The sequence below is a fragment of the Flavobacterium humi genome (assembly GCF_004745595.1).
Taxonomy (GTDB): Bacteria; Bacteroidota; Bacteroidia; order Flavobacteriales; family Flavobacteriaceae; genus Flavobacterium; species Flavobacterium humi.
This window is the reverse complement of the sequence record NZ_SRLH01000004.1, coordinates 49,024-64,646: the sequence shown is the minus strand read 5'-3', so window position 1 is coordinate 64,646 and position 15,623 is coordinate 49,024. Positions and strand designations below refer to the sequence as shown.

Genomic DNA, 15,623 nt, shown 5'->3' with positions numbered 1-15,623 from the left:
TGGAATACTATATTTTATTATTAATCAATACCTGGAATGTTTCGTTGGCAGTATCAGAAGCCAAAGCCACGATATACATGCCCGGGCTCAATTGGCTGTTGATATCCCAAAGGATTGTTTGCGTGCCATGGCCCAGGCTTCCTTTGAAAATGGTTTCGACCGTTTTTCCCGACATATCCTTCAATTCAATTTTCACATGCTCTGAGGCTTGGGGCAAGTCGAATGAAATTTGTGCCTGTGAAACCGCCGGATTAGGGAAAACCTTAAGTTTATTCTCTTTTTCGGAAGCAGTTGCATACGATTTCGTGCTGAGCGTAGCATTGTATACAAAAGCCTTTTCTGCAGACCAGGAACTCCATTTCAGGTTTTCGTCCCTGTAACGCACTCTGTAATAATAGGTTTGCCCTGTAACAAGCCCATATGTCGAGGCATTCAGTTTCGAAATATTCAAATTGGCATTTTTGTTTATTGGCGTATAATTGGGCGCCCTGGTATCATCGTAAATATTGTATTTGTCCTGCTCTTTATTGAGTAACAAAGTCGTGTAATTCCCGGAAGTTGCTGTTACCTGAAAATGGCATGTTTGCGGCAAATCGGCACCTATCATTGGTGAAGCCACCAGTGTCGTTTGGTTTTCTATCCCAAGGGCAATAGGGGTTTGCGGTTTTGCCTGGTTTAAATTCAGATGGAATTCATCCACCAGTTCGTTGACCACAGGCCTGTTGGAATTTCCGAAACTGAAGGTCTTGGCATTAAACGATTTGTTATCCACATCAATATCCAACAATGTCCAGGAATAAATATCCTTGCTTACTTTTATTTCAGGATAATCGGTTTGGTTGGCATACATGCCCCAACGGTCTAAGGCAGATCCGGCGCCTCCCGACAACTCCAGGTACATGTCGTGGGTTCCCGAGGCAATATCGGCTACACCTCTTTCATAATTATGGGAATGGCCGTAAGTTAACAATGCATTTTTAGGATATTGTTTTAATTTGGGAAGAATACTGTTCTGGACAAAAACCTCATTACCGTCAGGCCATATCTCACTATGCCCTGGATGGTGCAAAAAGGAGAACACAAAGTCAATATCTGGATTGCTGTCCGATTCCTGTAACCGGGCGTCAATCCAGTTGATCTGGTCGCTTACCTTATATCCCGAATTACCGTTAACTGCTAAAATCTGGGTATTCCCGTAGCTGTAATTGTAAAACTTTTCATTGAAGGAATGGCCTGCAGGATATCCGTTGGTCAACTCTTCGTATTTCATATATTTGAAAAAGTTGGAAGAATCCCCTTCATGGTTCCCAATGCTGATCATCGTTGGGATGGAAGCCGTCAAAGGTGCAAAAGGCGTAAAATATTCGTCCGTGTATTGACTGATCACCGAACCCGAGGTTACAATATCCCCGCAATTAAGGATCAGATCCACGGAGTTGTAAAAATTGGGCCCGTACAATTCCGTTAGCTTGCTTTTTATCTGCTGTACATTTTGTGTCGTTTTGGCCACATCGGTCCGGTTATCGCCTAAAATGACCATCCTGATATGCTGGTTTGCGGCGTTCCGTAACGAAGGTGTCCGGAAAGCATTCACTACAGAAGCCGTCGTGCCATTGTAACATTGGTAAAAATATTCTGTATCAGGCTGTAAACCGGTTAGCTTAACCGTATGCCAATAGTAATTTGCCGATGCATTTATCCGTTCCCAGGTTCCTGTTAGGGTTTGATTGAGGTTTGTGCTGCTCGTCCCGAATTTTACCACAGGATTCTGGGCCGTGTTCGTGGAATGCCAGGAAATGTAAACAGAAGTTGGTGTCGCAGTCTGCAAATACGGATTCATTCCGGTAGATACAGGTGCCGGAGTATGCCCGTAACCGCCGATAGTAGCCACTTCTGCTGCGGTCAGTGCCTTGTTGAACACGCCCATGGCGGCAACATCCATCTGGTTGTCTTCTCCGTTGTCATCTGCCAGCAATAATAACAAAGGGTCTAAGGCATAACGTCCGTTTAAGGTGTTGGGCAAGCCGGGATTCCATAATTGGCCATCAATATACATTTTGATTTCATTGCCTACATCGGCCGTAATAACCAATCGGTACCATTCATTAGGCAAAACGGCGGAATTTGAATACGTCAAAGCCGTCACCCCTATTTTCCCTGCCGGATTGATAAACAAATCGCCATCGTTGCTGTTCCCTTGGTTGGTCTGGAGAAAGCTGTAATATTGTCCTGATGAAGGTACTTTAAAATCAATCATCACCGAATATTTGTTCGGATAGGCCTGCCCATAATTAGGAACGCCATGTGTGCATTTGAAATAATTCCCGACAGTTTTGCGCACGGCAAAATTAGAAGCCGTTGGCCCGGCAACTTGCGTAAAACTGCCTTGTGCTGTTAAATTGGTTCCTACTTGTGCCTGGACAAGATTGGCATTGTTGTCAAAATTCCAGTACCCGGACAAGGCACCCGCCCAATCTCCCGGGATAAAATTTGTTTGCGACGTACCGATATAAGCAATCAGTACCAGCATTACTGTGAATACTTTTTTCATTGTGTTTATTTTTTTGTTGGTCAGGCCGCAAATATTCCACTTTTCCTTCAATTGGAAGTCTTGCATCCGATATCTTAAACCAATCATAACACAATTACTATAAATAGCTCTATTTCGGCATATTAACGCTTTTTTATTAATTTTCAATTAACGATAACATAATATAAATGTAAGATTTTTTTCACTAAAATCACATTCGGTAAAAGTAAAATGTACTGAAAAGCTCTTTCAAAACAAAACCAAAAAACTTAACAAATTGCATGGAAAAACCTTCGCCTTCTTTTTTATATATCACTATTTTTATGTGGTTATCAGCATACAATCCTTCGGCTGAAAAATGGAAAGGCTTAAAAATTTCCATTATTTGTAAATTATTTCACACATTTGCATTTAATAGTATCATATCTTTAGCATAACATTCCTTTTTCGGGCGAAGCCTACTTTTAAGATCAAAATACAGTGGGATTGAAAAGGGAACCATTATCAAAAAACTAAAAACAACTGAAGCGAAACAAACCAATATGACCCGGGAAATAAAAACAAGCAAAGACGTCAGGGACCTTGGAGGCAATCCGAAAGACGCCGATAATTATAAAGAAAAACTAGTAAAGCTGATTCCTTCCGAGATCATCACGGCCTATGTAACTATTTACGGTTTGGTTACAGGCCTTAAAAGCCAGCATGAAAACATTATCCTTTGGATTGTTATCGGCATATTGTTTTTCATAACTCCTTTATATTCAGTCAAAGTATCAAGGGTAACCAAGAAAAGCCAAATCATCTATACCACTTTCGGTTTTTTGATCTGGGCTTTTGCGACCGGCTCCCCAATCAAGGAGATAGATACGGTTCCTGTTTCCTTCATAGCATCGGTCATCTTGATCTTATACACGTTGTTCATCCCTATTGTGTATATGGAAAACCCTGTGAAACCAAATTCCGAATTATAACACCAACCAATACCCATTATGGCAACTTCATACTATAAAAAACAGGAAACGTACACCTTAAAAACCAAAACAGCGGATATCCTCATCTCGGCAGAGAGCGGTAACGGCGAAGGAGGCAGTTATGTCATTTTCAAAGGACAGAAATTACTGGGCGCAAACGAGACCATTAATGCCGGAACTGCAGATTCGTGCGATGGAAAAATCATAAAAATCATTGCAACGATACAAGACAAACTGCCGCAAACCAACTGGACAAACCTTACGGTTACCATTACCGAAAACGGAGTAAAAACATCGTATGATTATGCCGAGGAATTACCTGCAGATTTAGATACGGCCTGCTATATCATCAAAATAACCATGCAAAAATGAGAACGAGAAACTACCTTTTTGCCGTAATGGCGCTGTTGCTTTGCTACGGATCGTTCGGCCAGGATTTGCGCATTCCCAATACTCCGGCTTTCAGTATATTGGATTACGAACCGGCTTCTGTCATGCGTCCGACTTCTGCCAAAAAACTATCGACCGATTTACTGAATTCCTTCGATAAAGATGGGAACCTGATTATGAACATGGGGCTCGAAGTAACACCATATTGGCTCAAAAGCAGGCCAAAACTGAGCCGTGAACAATATTTGCATCCCGATACATTCCAGACGATTCTGCAAACCTTATCCCTTTCCGCCGCGACGGTAAAAGATACGGTAAACGGCAGCAACAACCTGGGGCTTGGCCTTCGGTTCGAAATTGTAAAAGGTGCATTGGACAATCAATTCAAAATCCTGGAAAACCAAATGCTGCAGCTGGAAACCATCAACAGTATGATCGTGAATGCAAAAACCGATGATTCCTTCGACACAAAAGACAAAGCAATTGTAGCGATTGTAGGCTGGCTGAAAGAAAATACCAATCCAAAGATCGATGATGCCAAAATTACGGATTTTCAACAGCGGGCTGAAGATTTAAAGAAAAACTCTTCGCCGGATGTACCTGCTTTTTGCGAAGCATTGGCCACATCCTACCAGGACGAAAGAAAAGAATTGGCCGGCAGGATCATAGAAATGGAAAACAAACGGATCGGTTTTAGCCTGGAAGCTGCTGCCGCTTCAAAATTTATCAATACCACCGGAAGCCGTTCCTTTCAGAAAGCCGGTTTTTGGGTCAATGCCAATTATTATGTAACCGAAAAAGATGCTTGGACCGCTACCGCAAGATTGATGACTTCCAGAGGAGACACTACTTCTGTCAATTCCGATCTGGGATTTAGTTATATCAGGCTGGAAAAGGATTTCAACATTTCCATAGAATCAATGATCCGTTGGTACCGAACCGAATTTCCCGACCTTAATATGAGCGGAACCAAAATAACCCGGCTTGAAAAAAGTTTTACGTATCGTATCGCGGCCCAGTTTTCGTATACCATCGCCCAGGACATCAGCCTTAACCTGAGCATCGGTAAGGAATTTGATGATCCGGTATTGAAAAAAACCGCTTTCTTCTCGATACTCGGGGTCAATTATTCGATATTCAACCGGCAATTCCAGAAACTGAACTGACGACTATATAAAACAAACCCCGTGATGCATCCGGGGTTTGTTTTTATTCGATAATCCATAGCAAAACCGGTTTTTTTGCCGCCTTGAGCCTGTTATCCAACTTTTTCATAAAATCATTGGAAACCGCCGGGCAGCCCCAGCTTAACGGGCTATAATCTGGGAATATCTCCTTATCCGCCACAGCGTCCCAGGAATGCAGCACCACTACGCGTTCTACCGCATTTTTATTCGATTCGTCCAGGCCGTCCAGCCAATATTTCACATGGATGCCCCACGAACTGTAATCCCTCTTCCCTATTTTGTATTTCCCTTTCATAGAACAATGGCTATCTGTCCTGTTGCTGAATTTTGCCTTTTGGTATTTGTTCAGGTTGGCATCAAAATGATCACAGGCGCCGTGGGTAACCAGGTTTTCATCCAAAACCTTGCCTTCATTGAAACTGTACACATAAAACCTGTTTTTCCCGGAATGGACGCTCAAATCCACAAGGAAGTAAAAATCTTCATTGAACCGGTTGTCTTTGCAATACTTCAGGGCATTGGAATGATAACCGGCATAGGTTTTTTTTTCGTCTTTTGCATTGTTGCAGCAAATAAAAGACAAAGCCAGCATAAGCAGTGTTTTTTTCATAAAATTAAGGAGAAAGTTTCAGGATATGAGAGGCACAAAATCTATGCCATTGCCGTTTGGGTTTTCCAAAACAAACGGCAATAATTTCCTTATGAAGGCATTCTAAAGTTTCGTATATTTGAATAAATTCTTACATTATGAAAAAGCTGGAATTCAAAATAGCAATCGAAGCACCTGCTGCCATCGTATGGAAAGCCTTGTGGGAAGATCAAAACTACAAAAAATGGACAGCCGTTTTCTGTGAAGGTTCTTATACCAAAACCGATTGGAAAGAAGGTAGCAGGGTACATTTCCTTTCGCCTTCCGGAGAAGGGATGTACAGTACCATCGAAAAAATGGTCCCTAATGAAAAAATGTATTTTACCCACATTGGCGAGATGAAAAATTTCGAAGAGCAGCCGCTTACGGATGAAACCCGCAAATGGAGTGGTGCCCGGGAGAATTATACGTTATCTGAGAACAACGGCACCACTACGCTGTTGGTCGAAATGGATATTACGGAAGACTACCAGGATTATTTCAATGAGGCTTTCCCGAAAGGCTTGGCTTTGGTTAAGGAAATGGCCGAACAATCAAACGGGTAGCTTTCATTTTATTAAAAAAGTAGTTTTTTTAGTACAAAAAATGTCTTTTTCATATATTTGACTTACAAACATCCAAAAGAATTGTAGCCATGGACCAGAATAATACACAAAGCGTTTTCGGGATCGATATCTCAAAATACCAAGGGAATGAAATTGCCTCACTCGACAAAGCAACCGACGGGCTTACTTTTGTGATATGCAAAGCCACTGAAGGCATTACTTATACAGACCCTGATTTTACAACCAATTGGCCTTTGATCAAATCAAAAGGTTATGTTCGGGGTGCGTATCATTTTTACCATTGCGATGATGATCCGACGCAGCAGGCAACACATTATTTGGCGGTTATCGGCACGCTTGAACAAACGGATTTCCCTCCTATTGTGGATTTTGAGGAAGGAAGCATCGATGCCGGCATCAACAAAACCGAAATACAGCCTAATTTATTGCAGTTTTTGACTCTTTTGGAACAAAAAACAGGCCGGAAACCGCTGTTATATACTGACAACAATACGGCAAATACCTACCTTACAGATACTGCTTTTGCCAATTATGATTTATGGATTGCCGATTATAACACAACCTTGGCAGTGCCCTCTTTATGGAAAACGAAAGGCTGGACACTATGGCAAAAATCCGAAAGCTATGCATTGGACGGTACTACTAATGATTATGATGTGTTTAACGGAGACAGCGATACTTTTGCAACATTTATGCAATCGAGTTAAGAGTTAAGTTTCGATTATAGAGCCATGCAACTCCCGGCAATGACTTTCCAGTGGTTTTCGGATAATCTCCAAACACGGACATATTTAAATTTCCCTTCAATGGGCTGATTGAGCATTTTCCCTTTTGTTTCTATTGTTACGATAGCAACAGCAGTATCTTCTATGATATTTACCATATCTACAACAGAAACTATATAGTCTATAACCATATTCCCGGAAGCATGCGAAGCCAGGTCCATTGCTTTTGTAAGCACTTGCCCATCCGGGGTAATGAATAGCAGATCATCGTGGAGCAAAGTGTCCAAGGCCTTGACATCACTGGATTTTATGGCGGCTAAAAGCCGGTTTTCCACTTCGGTAATCTGTTTTTTTACATTCAAAAGATTTGTCTCCATACTGTTATATCTACTAACGTAAAGATATATTATTTTGCTTTGTATCCCGGTTTATTTTCCGACTTCACTGATGCTCTTCCCGATATGGTTTTTATAGGCCTTGTATTTGGCTTCCCCAATAATCTGCCTGCCGTAAATACCGGTATGCCCCGAAAACAGATACGAGACAATGCAGGCAATGGCGGCATATACACCGCATTCGGCCCCGAACAGCTCCATGGCCATCAGGGAACAAGCCAAGGGAGTATTGGTCGCTCCGGCAAAAACGGCTACAAACCCCATCCCGGCTAAAAGTGCAGTTGGTAAAGGTACAATCAATGACAAAGCGCTTCCTAGGGTTGCCCCGATGAAAAACAAAGGCGTTACTTCTCCTCCTTTGAATCCTGAAGAAAGAGTAATAATGGTAAAGGCCATTTTGAGGGCGAAATCGTACCAAAGCGTCGGTTCCCCGAAAGATTCGACAATGGCAGGGATGCCCAGCCCGATATATTTTGTGGTCCCGATAGCCAAAACACCCAAAGCAACGATACTGCCTCCAAGGAAAGGACGAAGCGGCGGGAAAGCAATCCTGGATGTAAAAAAAACAGTTGCAGTATGTATAATTTTACTAAAAGAAGCGGCGCACAGGCCAAAAACAATCCCGGCCAAAACACTGTAAACAATAGGAAACGCTTCGATTTTAGGTATAAAACCAATGTGGTAATGTGTGTGGTTGACCTGCAAAAGGTTTGTAACGAGATCTGCGAGGATTGCAGAAACAAAAGCTGGAAAAATAGCATTATACGTAATCCTGCCCAACAGGAAAACCTCTAACCCAAAAAGCGCGCCTGCCAGCGGTGTCCCGAAAACAGATCCAAATCCTGCTGCAATGGCTGAAATGAGCACTATTTTACGTTCATTCTTATCAAGTCCTAAAGGTTTTACAAACTGGTCTGCGATAGCGCCGGCCATTTGCAATGCTGTGCCTTCACGCCCTGCCGAACCTCCGAAAAGATGTGTTGCCAGAGTCCCGATATACACAAACGGCGCCATACGGAAAGGGATAATGTCTTTAGGATTATGAATGGTGTCTATCAGTAGGTTATTGCCGGCTTCGATGTCTTTTCCTAAAAAAGTATACAGCAATCCTATCAACAACCCGCAAATAGGCAACAAAGCGATCAGCCAGAGATGGTTTTCCCTAAAATTTGTAACCCAATCCAGGGAAACTAAAAAACCGGCAGAAGCCGAACCTACGCAAATACCGATAATAGAACTGATTAAAATCCATTTTACAATATACGGTACGGCAGGATATTTCCTGACAAAGGATAAAAAACGGATTTGTTTTTTAGAGCTGGACGATTTTTTGTGTTGATTGTAAGACATACCTATCCCGATTAAATGAATTCATTTATTAATCAGGCGTCATCAGCTTTTTAAGGCGGTTGGGTTAGGAAGAGCACCATTTCCTATTTGGATTACAAAGCTATGTTTTATTTTTACATTGGCAAAAAAATTAAAGGATCAGTTTTTTGGGGTTTCTTTTTTTGCTTGCTTCACGATCTTGTTCTTCCCGATCTTGAGCGCGTGTTTCTGATGGGCTTCATCAATGGAATGCGAAGTCTGGAGTTTTATTTCCTTTTTGGAAAGCTCACTGAGTTTTTGATAGTATTTGTGTACGATCATCATTTCCTCTTCTGTCATGCTTTCGATATCTACGAGCCTGTTGCTGGCATATTCGTGGGAAGCGACCAACTCGTTGAGTTTAAGCTGTATGGCAAGCGAATCTTTGTTTTGGGCTTTTTGGATTAAAAACACCATCAAAAAAGTAACAATGGTCGTTCCGGTATTAATGACCAGTTGCCAGGTTTCGGAATAATCGAAAAAAGGCCCGGAAACGGCCCAGATCAAAACAATGCAGAAGGCACAGGCAAAAGCAGTGGTGCTTCCTGTGGCTTTGGTAACACGTGAGGCAAATTCCTCGAACAATCCTGCGAGATTCTTATCTTTTGTTTTCATTGGATCTAAAAATTAGGTTCTGTATGTAAATTAGAGGCCAAAACAATGGCAAATCATGTGCTAAACCTAAAAAAAGGAAGCAACTATAACGTCATTTCCTTTTTTTATGCCTGTACCGAAATACGTGGGTTAATGTCTGACATATAACTCAATGTTTCCGTTTGAATCTTTAAGTTTCAATTCATTTACGGTAAGGTTCATAATGTCCTGAACGGTAGTCCCACCGTCAACAACTCGTGTTAGGTTATTATGTGACCTGGAGTAAATACCCTGGTTAACAGTTAAGGCGCAAGCAGTTACAGCCGAACTGTAATCTCCTTCATTTACTGTATTGTCCAGTTTAAGCTCCATATAATCCCTTGAACAGCCGCTTTCGTTTTGTGGGGCATCAATTAGTGTTTCGGTTCCGTTAACAAGAGTCCCTACTTTACTAATGTCCCATTTTCCTGATATAGGCGCCAGGGTTTCTCCTTCGTTACTGTCATTATCGCAAGAAGATGCCAATAATCCGAGAGTTAATCCTAGTACCAGTAAAAAGCTTCGATTTCTCATGACTTTGTTTTTAAAAATTAGTATGCTCTAAAATTAAAAGTAATGGCTTGGGGACGTGTTACAGGATTTCGGGTTTTAGTTGCATAATTAGCAGGGATACCGTGTAGAGGGCTTGTGGAGATTTCTTTTGCAGGTGGTAATTCTAACGTTGCGGGTGCGAGTTCTACCGTTGCATATGGTAGTTTTAACGTTGCAGGTGCTAGTTTTAACGCTGCAGGTACGAGTTCTACCGTTGCAGACGCCAATTCTAACGTTGCAGGCGGTAATTCTACCATTGCAGACGCTAATTCTAACGTTGCAGGTGCTAGTTTTAACGTTGCGGGTGGTAATTCTAACGTTGCGGATACGAGTTTTACCGTTGCAGGTGGTAATTCTAACGTTGCGGATGCGAGTTCTACCGTTGCGTAATCTTGTCATGTTGACGAAGGAAACATCTCCGTTGGTTTTTCTTCTTGTACTTTGCCTTGATGAAAACCGAAGCATGAGGTTCAGTGAACACCGATGAAAATAAATGTTTGGTGAACTAAAGTACCAAAAATCAAGCCTGATTGTTTTTTACATAAAATCTACGGAAGGATTTTCTTCTTGTACTTTGCCTTGATGCAAAGTACCAAAAATCAAGCCTGCACATCACAATCCTGAAAACTACCAAATCATTCCACTCCGCGTTCCGAGCCGCTCGTCATGCTTCCTCGGCTAAGCGGAACGCTGCCGCTTCATGATTTGTTGTTTTCTACGGATTATGCTGTGAGGGCGATGTGGAATGCTTGGAAAGATCGGGGAGGTTTACTTCTTGACTCTTTGCTCTTTGCTCTTTGCTCTTTGCTCTTTGCTCTTTGCTCTTTGTTCTTGCCTCTTGCTTCTTGCCTCTTGCTGCCTCACAACACGTATTAGTACGTAAAAATTTCCACACAGGGGTTTATTATATTTGCTTTACAAACAAACCATCTAGTAACTAAAACCGAATTTGTATGCCAGCAGGAGGCCGTGTAACAGGTAGAATTTTAAATTGTGTTCCTTCTTTTGATAAAGAAAATGACTGGACGCTTGATAAGGCAATTGCCGAAGGGCTTGTAAATATGAACTTTCCCCAGAGTTTTGACCTGCGGGAAGATTGGTGGGAAATTGGGGACCAGCTAGATACTTCGGCCTGTGTTGGCTGGGCTTCGACGCACGGATTGCTCCGATGGCACCTTGTGAAGGCAAACAGGATTAGTAAAGAAGACCAATTATCTTCCTGGCTGACCTGGATGGCTGCTAAAGATACCGATGCGGATGAGACCACTACTTCTGCCGATATTTATACCGGTGTATGCCTGAAGGCGGCCCTGGATGTATTGCGGAAATATGGAGCGGTCCATGAAAAAGACCTGCCGTTGGATCCTGAGGAATTCAGCGTGAAATTCCAAACTACAGAATTCTCCGATTTGGCTTCCCAGTTGAGGATCAAAGGATATTACCGGGTTATCAATAATGACGACTGCAACGTGGATTTCCTGCGCATGTGGATATCGAGCCAGGGGCCTGTACTGGCTTTGGTAGATACGGACAGCCAATGGGTCAGGACTTCGGAGCATAAATTTGAAGTGTATGACACGGAAAGTGTAGACGGCGGCCACGCTGTTGCTATTGTTGGGTATACCGAAGATTATTTTATCGTACGTAACAGCTGGGGCACGGATTTTTGCGACAACGGGTATGTGTATTGCTCTAATGAGTATATTACAAAGGCTTTTTGTGAGGCGTATGGAATAGTTGTTTAGAATAGGTTTTTCCTTTGTACTTTGTCTTGATGCAAACCGAAGCATGAGGTTCAGTGAACACCGATAAAAATAAATTCACAGTGAACTAAAAGAAACAAAAAATCAAGCCTGATTGTTTTTTACTTAAAATGTACGGAAGGATTTTCTTCTTGTACTTTGCCTTGATGCAAAGTACCAAAAATCAAGCCTGCACATCACAATCCTGAAAACTACCAAATCATTCCACTCCGCGTTCCGAGCCGCTCGTCGTACCTCCTCGTCTTCGCGGAAAGCTGCCGCTTCATGATTTGTTGTTTTCTACGGATTATGCTGTGAGGGCGATGTGGAAGGCGTGGAAAGGTTGGGGAGGTTACTTCTATGTTCTATGTTCTATTCTCTTTGCTCTTGACTCTTCTACTCTCATTTACTATACTGCGTTTTCAAATCGTATATGTCCCGTTTGAGTTCCAGGAACATTTCTTTGACGCTTTCGGGTTCGGGGGATTGCTGTTTGCTGTCATCACGCCCGATGTGGGCTACATATTCCCAAATTTCCAGGATATCCGAAAGCTTGATTTCATAGGGAGAATATACGATGTTGTCGGGTTCGACCAAAACGGCTTCAGCATTTTTGCTATGCAGGCGCTTATAAGTAATTCCTTCGCTTAAGGTAATCAGTATGTAGGTTTTGTCTTTTTTTATCTCGCCCAGGTTCTCGATATATTTCCCGACAATAAAAGTGGAATCCGTGTGGGGTGGCATCGAATCGCCCCCGATAGGAAACGCCCTCATTTTTCCCGGCCCTAAAAAGGGTAATGAGATTTGCTGCAGGTTTTCTATGAATTCGGCATCGGCATAACCGGTTAGGTATCCCGCCCGGGCTTTATGAGGGATTATCTCGATTAGATTGTCCCCGTTTTGGTCTACGGTTATCGGCAGGACAATCCGGTTGTCTTCCAGCTGGAGCAGGTTGTCTATGGAAATTTTCCGTAAATCTATGGTAAGGAGCAAATCAATGCTGATATGGTAATAACGGGAAATGAGCAGTAGTGTTTCTGCCGGCGGGACATTTTTTCCATATTCATACTTCTTGTACCGGTCTACGGGCAATTTCATCCCGTCAGCCACTTCCTGCTGCGACAAATTCCGCTTGTTCCTTAGCCATTTCAAATTGTCAGAAATATACAACATATGTTAAAGGGATTTTAAGTCACTACAAAAATACTTATTTTAAGGATGCAACGTCCTAATTTTGTAAAATATATTCATCATCAACATTTTAAAAGAGCGATTGCCGTCATTTTGTATGAAAAAACAGGAATATGCGATAGTAGATATTGAAACCACGGGAGGCAACGCCAGTGGCAGCCGCATTACGGAAATTGCCATTATCATCCACGACGGGACAGAGGTGATTGACCGCTGGGAAACATTGGTCAACCCGGAAAAAGAAATACCACTTCCTATTTTTGCCCTGACCGGCATTAATAACGAAATGGTACGGGATGCACCTATATTTGATGCTGTTTCGGAAAAAATAATGCAAATGCTTACCGGCAGGGTATTTGTGGCCCATAATGTCAATTTCGATTATTCTTTTGTAAGGCACCAGCTGGAAGAAGCCGGTTTTAAGTGGACGGCGAGGAAACTCTGCACCGTGCGGGCGGCAAGGAAAATAAAACCCGGGCTGGCTTCGTACAGTTTGGGAAAACTTTGCCATTCCCTGGATATCCCCATAAAAAACCAGCACCGTGCCGGAGGTGATGCCGAGGCTACAGCCATATTGTTCTCGCGGTTGTTGGAATGGGACAGCGAGGACGAGATTGGGAAAATGATTAAAAAAACCGCCCAAGACCAGCGCCTGCCTCCTAATTTGCCTCCCGAAGATTTTGAACAACTGCCTGAAAAACCAGGTGTATATTACTTTCATGACCAGGTAAAAAAAGTGATTTATGTAGGCAAGGCGGTCAATTTAAAAAAGCGTGTGGCTTCGCATTTCAGCGGGCATAACGTGAAACCGCAACGGCAACATTTCTTACGGGAGATACACGGGATTTCCTTTGAGGTTTGTGCCACGGAACTCATGGCCCTTTTATTGGAATGTTCCGAAATCAAGAAATTATGGCCCGCCTATAACAGGGCGTTAAAACGCTTTGAACCGAAATACGGGCTTTACGAATACGAAGCTCGCAGCGGTTACAAACACCTGGCCATTGGAAAGCTGGGTAAGTTCCATTCCTGCCTCGAGTCTTTCAATACGCTATATGATGGGATAAACCTGCTGCGAAGCCTGGCGGAACAATTCAAGATAGACAACCGGTTCTGCAGTTACGGCAGTATAAGCGAAGGCGAAACCTTCCAAAACAATACCCTTGCCGATTTGCCGGAAGTAAGCCATCATAATACGCAAATTGAAAACGCCATTGATTTTTTGCGGCATAAGAGGTCCAGTTTTGCTATTATTGATAAAGGACGGTCTGCGGAGGAACGCAGTTGCATCTGGGTGGAAAAAGGCCATTTTTACGGTATGGGCTATATTACTTCAGATGACGGGTTTGCCGAACCTTCGGCGGTAAAGGACTATGTTACGCCTTACAGAAGTAATCAATACATCATGCATTTGATCAATAATTATGCTGAAAAACATCCCGGAAAGGTAAAGAACATGCCGTTTGAAAAATAAAAGGACATCGCTTCCACAGACAAGGCATTCGTAAGACAAAATAAGGAAAATATGATATTATTTGACGACACAGCACTATTTACGCAAGGGACCGGTGGCAAAAAAACATTCGACCTTCCCGATGCCGACCTGATGCTTATTGACAACTTTTTTTCCAAAGAAGAGTCGGATCGTTATTACAACAGCTTGCTCCACAATACGGTTTGGCACGAATATGAAATGCCCATGTACGACAAAGTAGTGACCGCTCCGCGCATGGTAGCCTGGTATGGGGCTAATGACAAAACCGGTAAGGAGTGGCCGGCGGAACTGCTTGAGATCCGGGAGCGTGTCCAAAAAGAAACACAGATACAATTCAACGCGGTTTTGCTCAACCTGTACCGCAATGGCAAAGATGGCGTGGCGTGGCACAGCGATAAAACGCCCAGCAGCAACAAAAACATGATTATTGCCTCAGTTACTTTTGGGGAAACCCGGCTGTTCCGTTTGCGCCATAAATCCCTGAAAAACATACCGCAGGTAGAAATTCCCCTGCACCATGGCACTTTTTTATTAATGGCCGGAAGCACAAACAGTTTTTGGGAACATCAGGTACCTAAAACCGCCAGGGATGTATTGCCGAGGATCAATTTGACTTTCCGCCAGGTGGGCGGGCCAAACCTTGTTTTATGAACCTTTTTCGGGCATAAGACAGAAAACAAAACAGCCCATCAAAAAAATCCGCTGGAAAACCAAAAGGGCATTTTCTTCCAATCTTTTCGGTATATTTGCGAGTGCCCATCATTAGGCATTAAACCGATGCGACTAACTTTAATAATCAATAAAACAATTTAAAAACATGGGGATTTTCTCTGCACTACTTGGAAACGCCGGAGCTGTCAATCCGGACGAGCTTAATAAAAAATACAACCAGCTGCTTGCTGACAACGAACAGATCGAACTGGGCTTCAAATTGATCCGCGATACATTCATCTTCACCAATAAAAGACTGATATTCATAAACGTACAGGGAATTACTGGTAACAAAACGGAATACAAATCGATTTCTTATAAAAGCATTTCGAGGTTCAGTATCGAAACGGCCGGTTCTTTCGAACTTGATGCGGAACTTAAAATCTGGATTTCCAGCGAAGCGCAGCCGAGTATCCGGGCACAGTTCAACAAATCAGTGAATGTATATGAAGTGCAGAAAGTCCTGGCACACCATGTCCTGTAAACGCTACTAAAAATACGTGATCCCGTTTTGATTC

16 protein-coding genes and 1 riboswitch are annotated in these 15,623 nt (G+C 42.7%); of the genes, 9 read left to right on the top strand and 7 right to left on the bottom strand.

What is annotated here, in order from left to right:
- Nucleotides 1-7 precede the first annotated feature (7 nt).
- Nucleotides 8-2,551 carry a fibronectin type III domain-containing protein gene (locus E4635_RS07895; RefSeq protein WP_169630222.1) on the bottom strand — a complete coding sequence of 848 codons (2,544 nt, stop codon included), beginning with the start codon at nucleotides 2,549-2,551 and terminating at the stop codon, nucleotides 8-10.
- 521 nt (nucleotides 2,552-3,072) lie between these two features.
- Here E4635_RS07895 and E4635_RS07890 point away from each other — a divergent pair.
- From E4635_RS07890 to E4635_RS07880, 3 genes are read left to right on the top strand one after another with little or no spacing between them, the layout of a single operon-like run.
- On the top strand, nucleotides 3,073-3,501 hold the full coding sequence (locus E4635_RS07890) for a hypothetical protein (RefSeq protein WP_135526094.1): 429 nt from the start codon (nucleotides 3,073-3,075) through the stop codon (nucleotides 3,499-3,501).
- Between the two features lie 18 nt (nucleotides 3,502-3,519).
- A complete protein-coding gene (locus E4635_RS07885; protein WP_135526093.1) occupies nucleotides 3,520-3,873 on the top strand; it encodes a hypothetical protein in 354 nt (117 codons plus the stop codon).
- On the top strand, nucleotides 3,870-5,057 hold the full coding sequence (locus E4635_RS07880) for a hypothetical protein (RefSeq protein WP_135526092.1): 1,188 nt from the start codon (nucleotides 3,870-3,872) through the stop codon (nucleotides 5,055-5,057). Before E4635_RS07885 ends, E4635_RS07880 begins: the two co-directional genes overlap by 4 nt.
- Before the next feature lie 43 nt (nucleotides 5,058-5,100).
- Here E4635_RS07880 and E4635_RS07875 read toward each other — a convergent pair whose 3' ends face one another.
- Nucleotides 5,101-5,688 carry a murein L,D-transpeptidase catalytic domain-containing protein gene (locus E4635_RS07875; RefSeq protein ID WP_135526091.1) on the bottom strand — a complete coding sequence of 196 codons (588 nt, stop codon included), beginning with the start codon at nucleotides 5,686-5,688 and terminating at the stop codon, nucleotides 5,101-5,103.
- A gap of 137 nt (nucleotides 5,689-5,825) precedes the next feature.
- Between E4635_RS07875 and E4635_RS07870 the strand changes: the two genes are divergently transcribed.
- Both E4635_RS07870 and E4635_RS07865 read left to right on the top strand, forming a co-directional pair.
- Nucleotides 5,826-6,272, top strand: a complete 447-nt coding sequence (locus E4635_RS07870; RefSeq protein ID WP_135526090.1) for an SRPBCC domain-containing protein — start codon at nucleotides 5,826-5,828, stop codon at nucleotides 6,270-6,272.
- A gap of 89 nt (nucleotides 6,273-6,361) precedes the next feature.
- The gene (locus E4635_RS07865; protein WP_135526089.1) at nucleotides 6,362-7,000 is read left to right on the top strand and encodes a GH25 family lysozyme; all 639 of its coding nucleotides are present in this window, start codon (nucleotides 6,362-6,364) and stop codon (nucleotides 6,998-7,000) included.
- Nucleotides 7,001-7,014: 14 nt separating this feature from the next.
- Here the strand turns inward: E4635_RS07865 and E4635_RS07860 are convergent, their stop codons facing one another.
- The 4 genes from E4635_RS07860 to E4635_RS07845 form a co-directional block, all read right to left on the bottom strand.
- On the bottom strand, nucleotides 7,015-7,395 hold the full coding sequence (locus tag E4635_RS07860; protein ID WP_135526088.1) for a nuclear transport factor 2 family protein: 381 nt from the start codon (nucleotides 7,393-7,395) through the stop codon (nucleotides 7,015-7,017).
- Nucleotides 7,396-7,446: 51 nt separating this feature from the next.
- Nucleotides 7,447-8,763 (bottom strand): voltage-gated chloride channel family protein, encoded by a 1,317-nt coding sequence (locus E4635_RS07855; RefSeq protein WP_135526087.1) that lies wholly within the window; start codon nucleotides 8,761-8,763, stop codon nucleotides 7,447-7,449.
- A gap of 26 nt (nucleotides 8,764-8,789) precedes the next feature.
- A riboswitch (Fluoride riboswitch) is annotated at nucleotides 8,790-8,856 on the bottom strand.
- 45 nt (nucleotides 8,857-8,901) lie between these two features.
- On the bottom strand, nucleotides 8,902-9,396 hold the full coding sequence (locus E4635_RS07850) for a low affinity iron permease family protein (protein WP_135526086.1): 495 nt from the start codon (nucleotides 9,394-9,396) through the stop codon (nucleotides 8,902-8,904).
- 129 nt (nucleotides 9,397-9,525) lie between these two features.
- Nucleotides 9,526-9,948: a lipocalin family protein gene (locus E4635_RS07845; protein ID WP_135526085.1), complete on the bottom strand. Its 423-nt coding sequence runs from the start codon at nucleotides 9,946-9,948 to the stop codon at nucleotides 9,526-9,528.
- Nucleotides 9,949-10,919: 971 nt separating this feature from the next.
- Here E4635_RS07845 and E4635_RS07835 point away from each other — a divergent pair.
- Nucleotides 10,920-11,711 carry a C1 family peptidase gene (locus tag E4635_RS07835; protein WP_135526083.1) on the top strand — a complete coding sequence of 264 codons (792 nt, stop codon included), beginning with the start codon at nucleotides 10,920-10,922 and terminating at the stop codon, nucleotides 11,709-11,711.
- A gap of 399 nt (nucleotides 11,712-12,110) precedes the next feature.
- On the opposite strand, the gene E4635_RS07830 is transcribed toward E4635_RS07835, so the two are convergent.
- Nucleotides 12,111-12,881, bottom strand: coding sequence for an XRE family transcriptional regulator (locus tag E4635_RS07830; protein ID WP_135526082.1), 771 nt, complete (start codon nucleotides 12,879-12,881; stop codon nucleotides 12,111-12,113).
- A gap of 115 nt (nucleotides 12,882-12,996) precedes the next feature.
- On the opposite strand from E4635_RS07830, the gene E4635_RS07825 reads away from it, so the two are divergent.
- From E4635_RS07825 to E4635_RS07815, 3 genes are all read left to right on the top strand, one after another.
- Nucleotides 12,997-14,373 carry an exonuclease domain-containing protein gene (locus tag E4635_RS07825; protein ID WP_135526081.1) on the top strand — a complete coding sequence of 459 codons (1,377 nt, stop codon included), beginning with the start codon at nucleotides 12,997-12,999 and terminating at the stop codon, nucleotides 14,371-14,373.
- Nucleotides 14,374-14,424: 51 nt separating this feature from the next.
- Complete coding sequence (locus E4635_RS07820) at nucleotides 14,425-15,045, top strand: alpha-ketoglutarate-dependent dioxygenase AlkB family protein (RefSeq protein ID WP_135526080.1); 621 nt, start codon at nucleotides 14,425-14,427, stop codon at nucleotides 15,043-15,045.
- A 166-nt stretch (nucleotides 15,046-15,211) separates the two neighbouring features.
- Nucleotides 15,212-15,589 carry a PH domain-containing protein gene (locus E4635_RS07815; RefSeq protein ID WP_135526079.1) on the top strand — a complete coding sequence of 126 codons (378 nt, stop codon included), beginning with the start codon at nucleotides 15,212-15,214 and terminating at the stop codon, nucleotides 15,587-15,589.
- The last annotated feature ends 34 nt before the right edge of the window (nucleotides 15,590-15,623 follow it).

Excerpts from the sequence above, each read along its gene's own strand:
- E4635_RS07895 (WP_169630222.1), bottom strand. The coding sequence starts at position 2,551 with ATGAAAAAAGTATTCACAGTAATGCTGGTACTGATTGCTTATATCGGT.
- E4635_RS07890 (WP_135526094.1), top strand. The coding sequence starts at position 3,073 with ATGACCCGGGAAATAAAAACAAGCAAAGACGTCAGGGACCTTGGAGGC.
- E4635_RS07885 (WP_135526093.1), top strand. The coding sequence starts at position 3,520 with ATGGCAACTTCATACTATAAAAAACAGGAAACGTACACCTTAAAAACC.
- E4635_RS07880 (WP_135526092.1), top strand. The coding sequence starts at position 3,870 with ATGAGAACGAGAAACTACCTTTTTGCCGTAATGGCGCTGTTGCTTTGC.
- E4635_RS07875 (WP_135526091.1), bottom strand. The coding sequence starts at position 5,688 with ATGAAAAAAACACTGCTTATGCTGGCTTTGTCTTTTATTTGCTGCAAC.
- E4635_RS07870 (WP_135526090.1), top strand. The coding sequence starts at position 5,826 with ATGAAAAAGCTGGAATTCAAAATAGCAATCGAAGCACCTGCTGCCATC.
- E4635_RS07865 (WP_135526089.1), top strand. The coding sequence starts at position 6,362 with ATGGACCAGAATAATACACAAAGCGTTTTCGGGATCGATATCTCAAAA.
- E4635_RS07860 (WP_135526088.1), bottom strand. The coding sequence starts at position 7,395 with ATGGAGACAAATCTTTTGAATGTAAAAAAACAGATTACCGAAGTGGAA.
- E4635_RS07855 (WP_135526087.1), bottom strand. The coding sequence starts at position 8,763 with ATGTCTTACAATCAACACAAAAAATCGTCCAGCTCTAAAAAACAAATC.
- E4635_RS07850 (WP_135526086.1), bottom strand. The coding sequence starts at position 9,396 with ATGAAAACAAAAGATAAGAATCTCGCAGGATTGTTCGAGGAATTTGCC.
- E4635_RS07845 (WP_135526085.1), bottom strand. The coding sequence starts at position 9,948 with ATGAGAAATCGAAGCTTTTTACTGGTACTAGGATTAACTCTCGGATTA.
- E4635_RS07835 (WP_135526083.1), top strand. The coding sequence starts at position 10,920 with ATGCCAGCAGGAGGCCGTGTAACAGGTAGAATTTTAAATTGTGTTCCT.
- E4635_RS07830 (WP_135526082.1), bottom strand. The coding sequence starts at position 12,881 with ATGTTGTATATTTCTGACAATTTGAAATGGCTAAGGAACAAGCGGAAT.
- E4635_RS07825 (WP_135526081.1), top strand. The coding sequence starts at position 12,997 with ATGAAAAAACAGGAATATGCGATAGTAGATATTGAAACCACGGGAGGC.
- E4635_RS07820 (WP_135526080.1), top strand. The coding sequence starts at position 14,425 with ATGATATTATTTGACGACACAGCACTATTTACGCAAGGGACCGGTGGC.
- E4635_RS07815 (WP_135526079.1), top strand. The coding sequence starts at position 15,212 with ATGGGGATTTTCTCTGCACTACTTGGAAACGCCGGAGCTGTCAATCCG.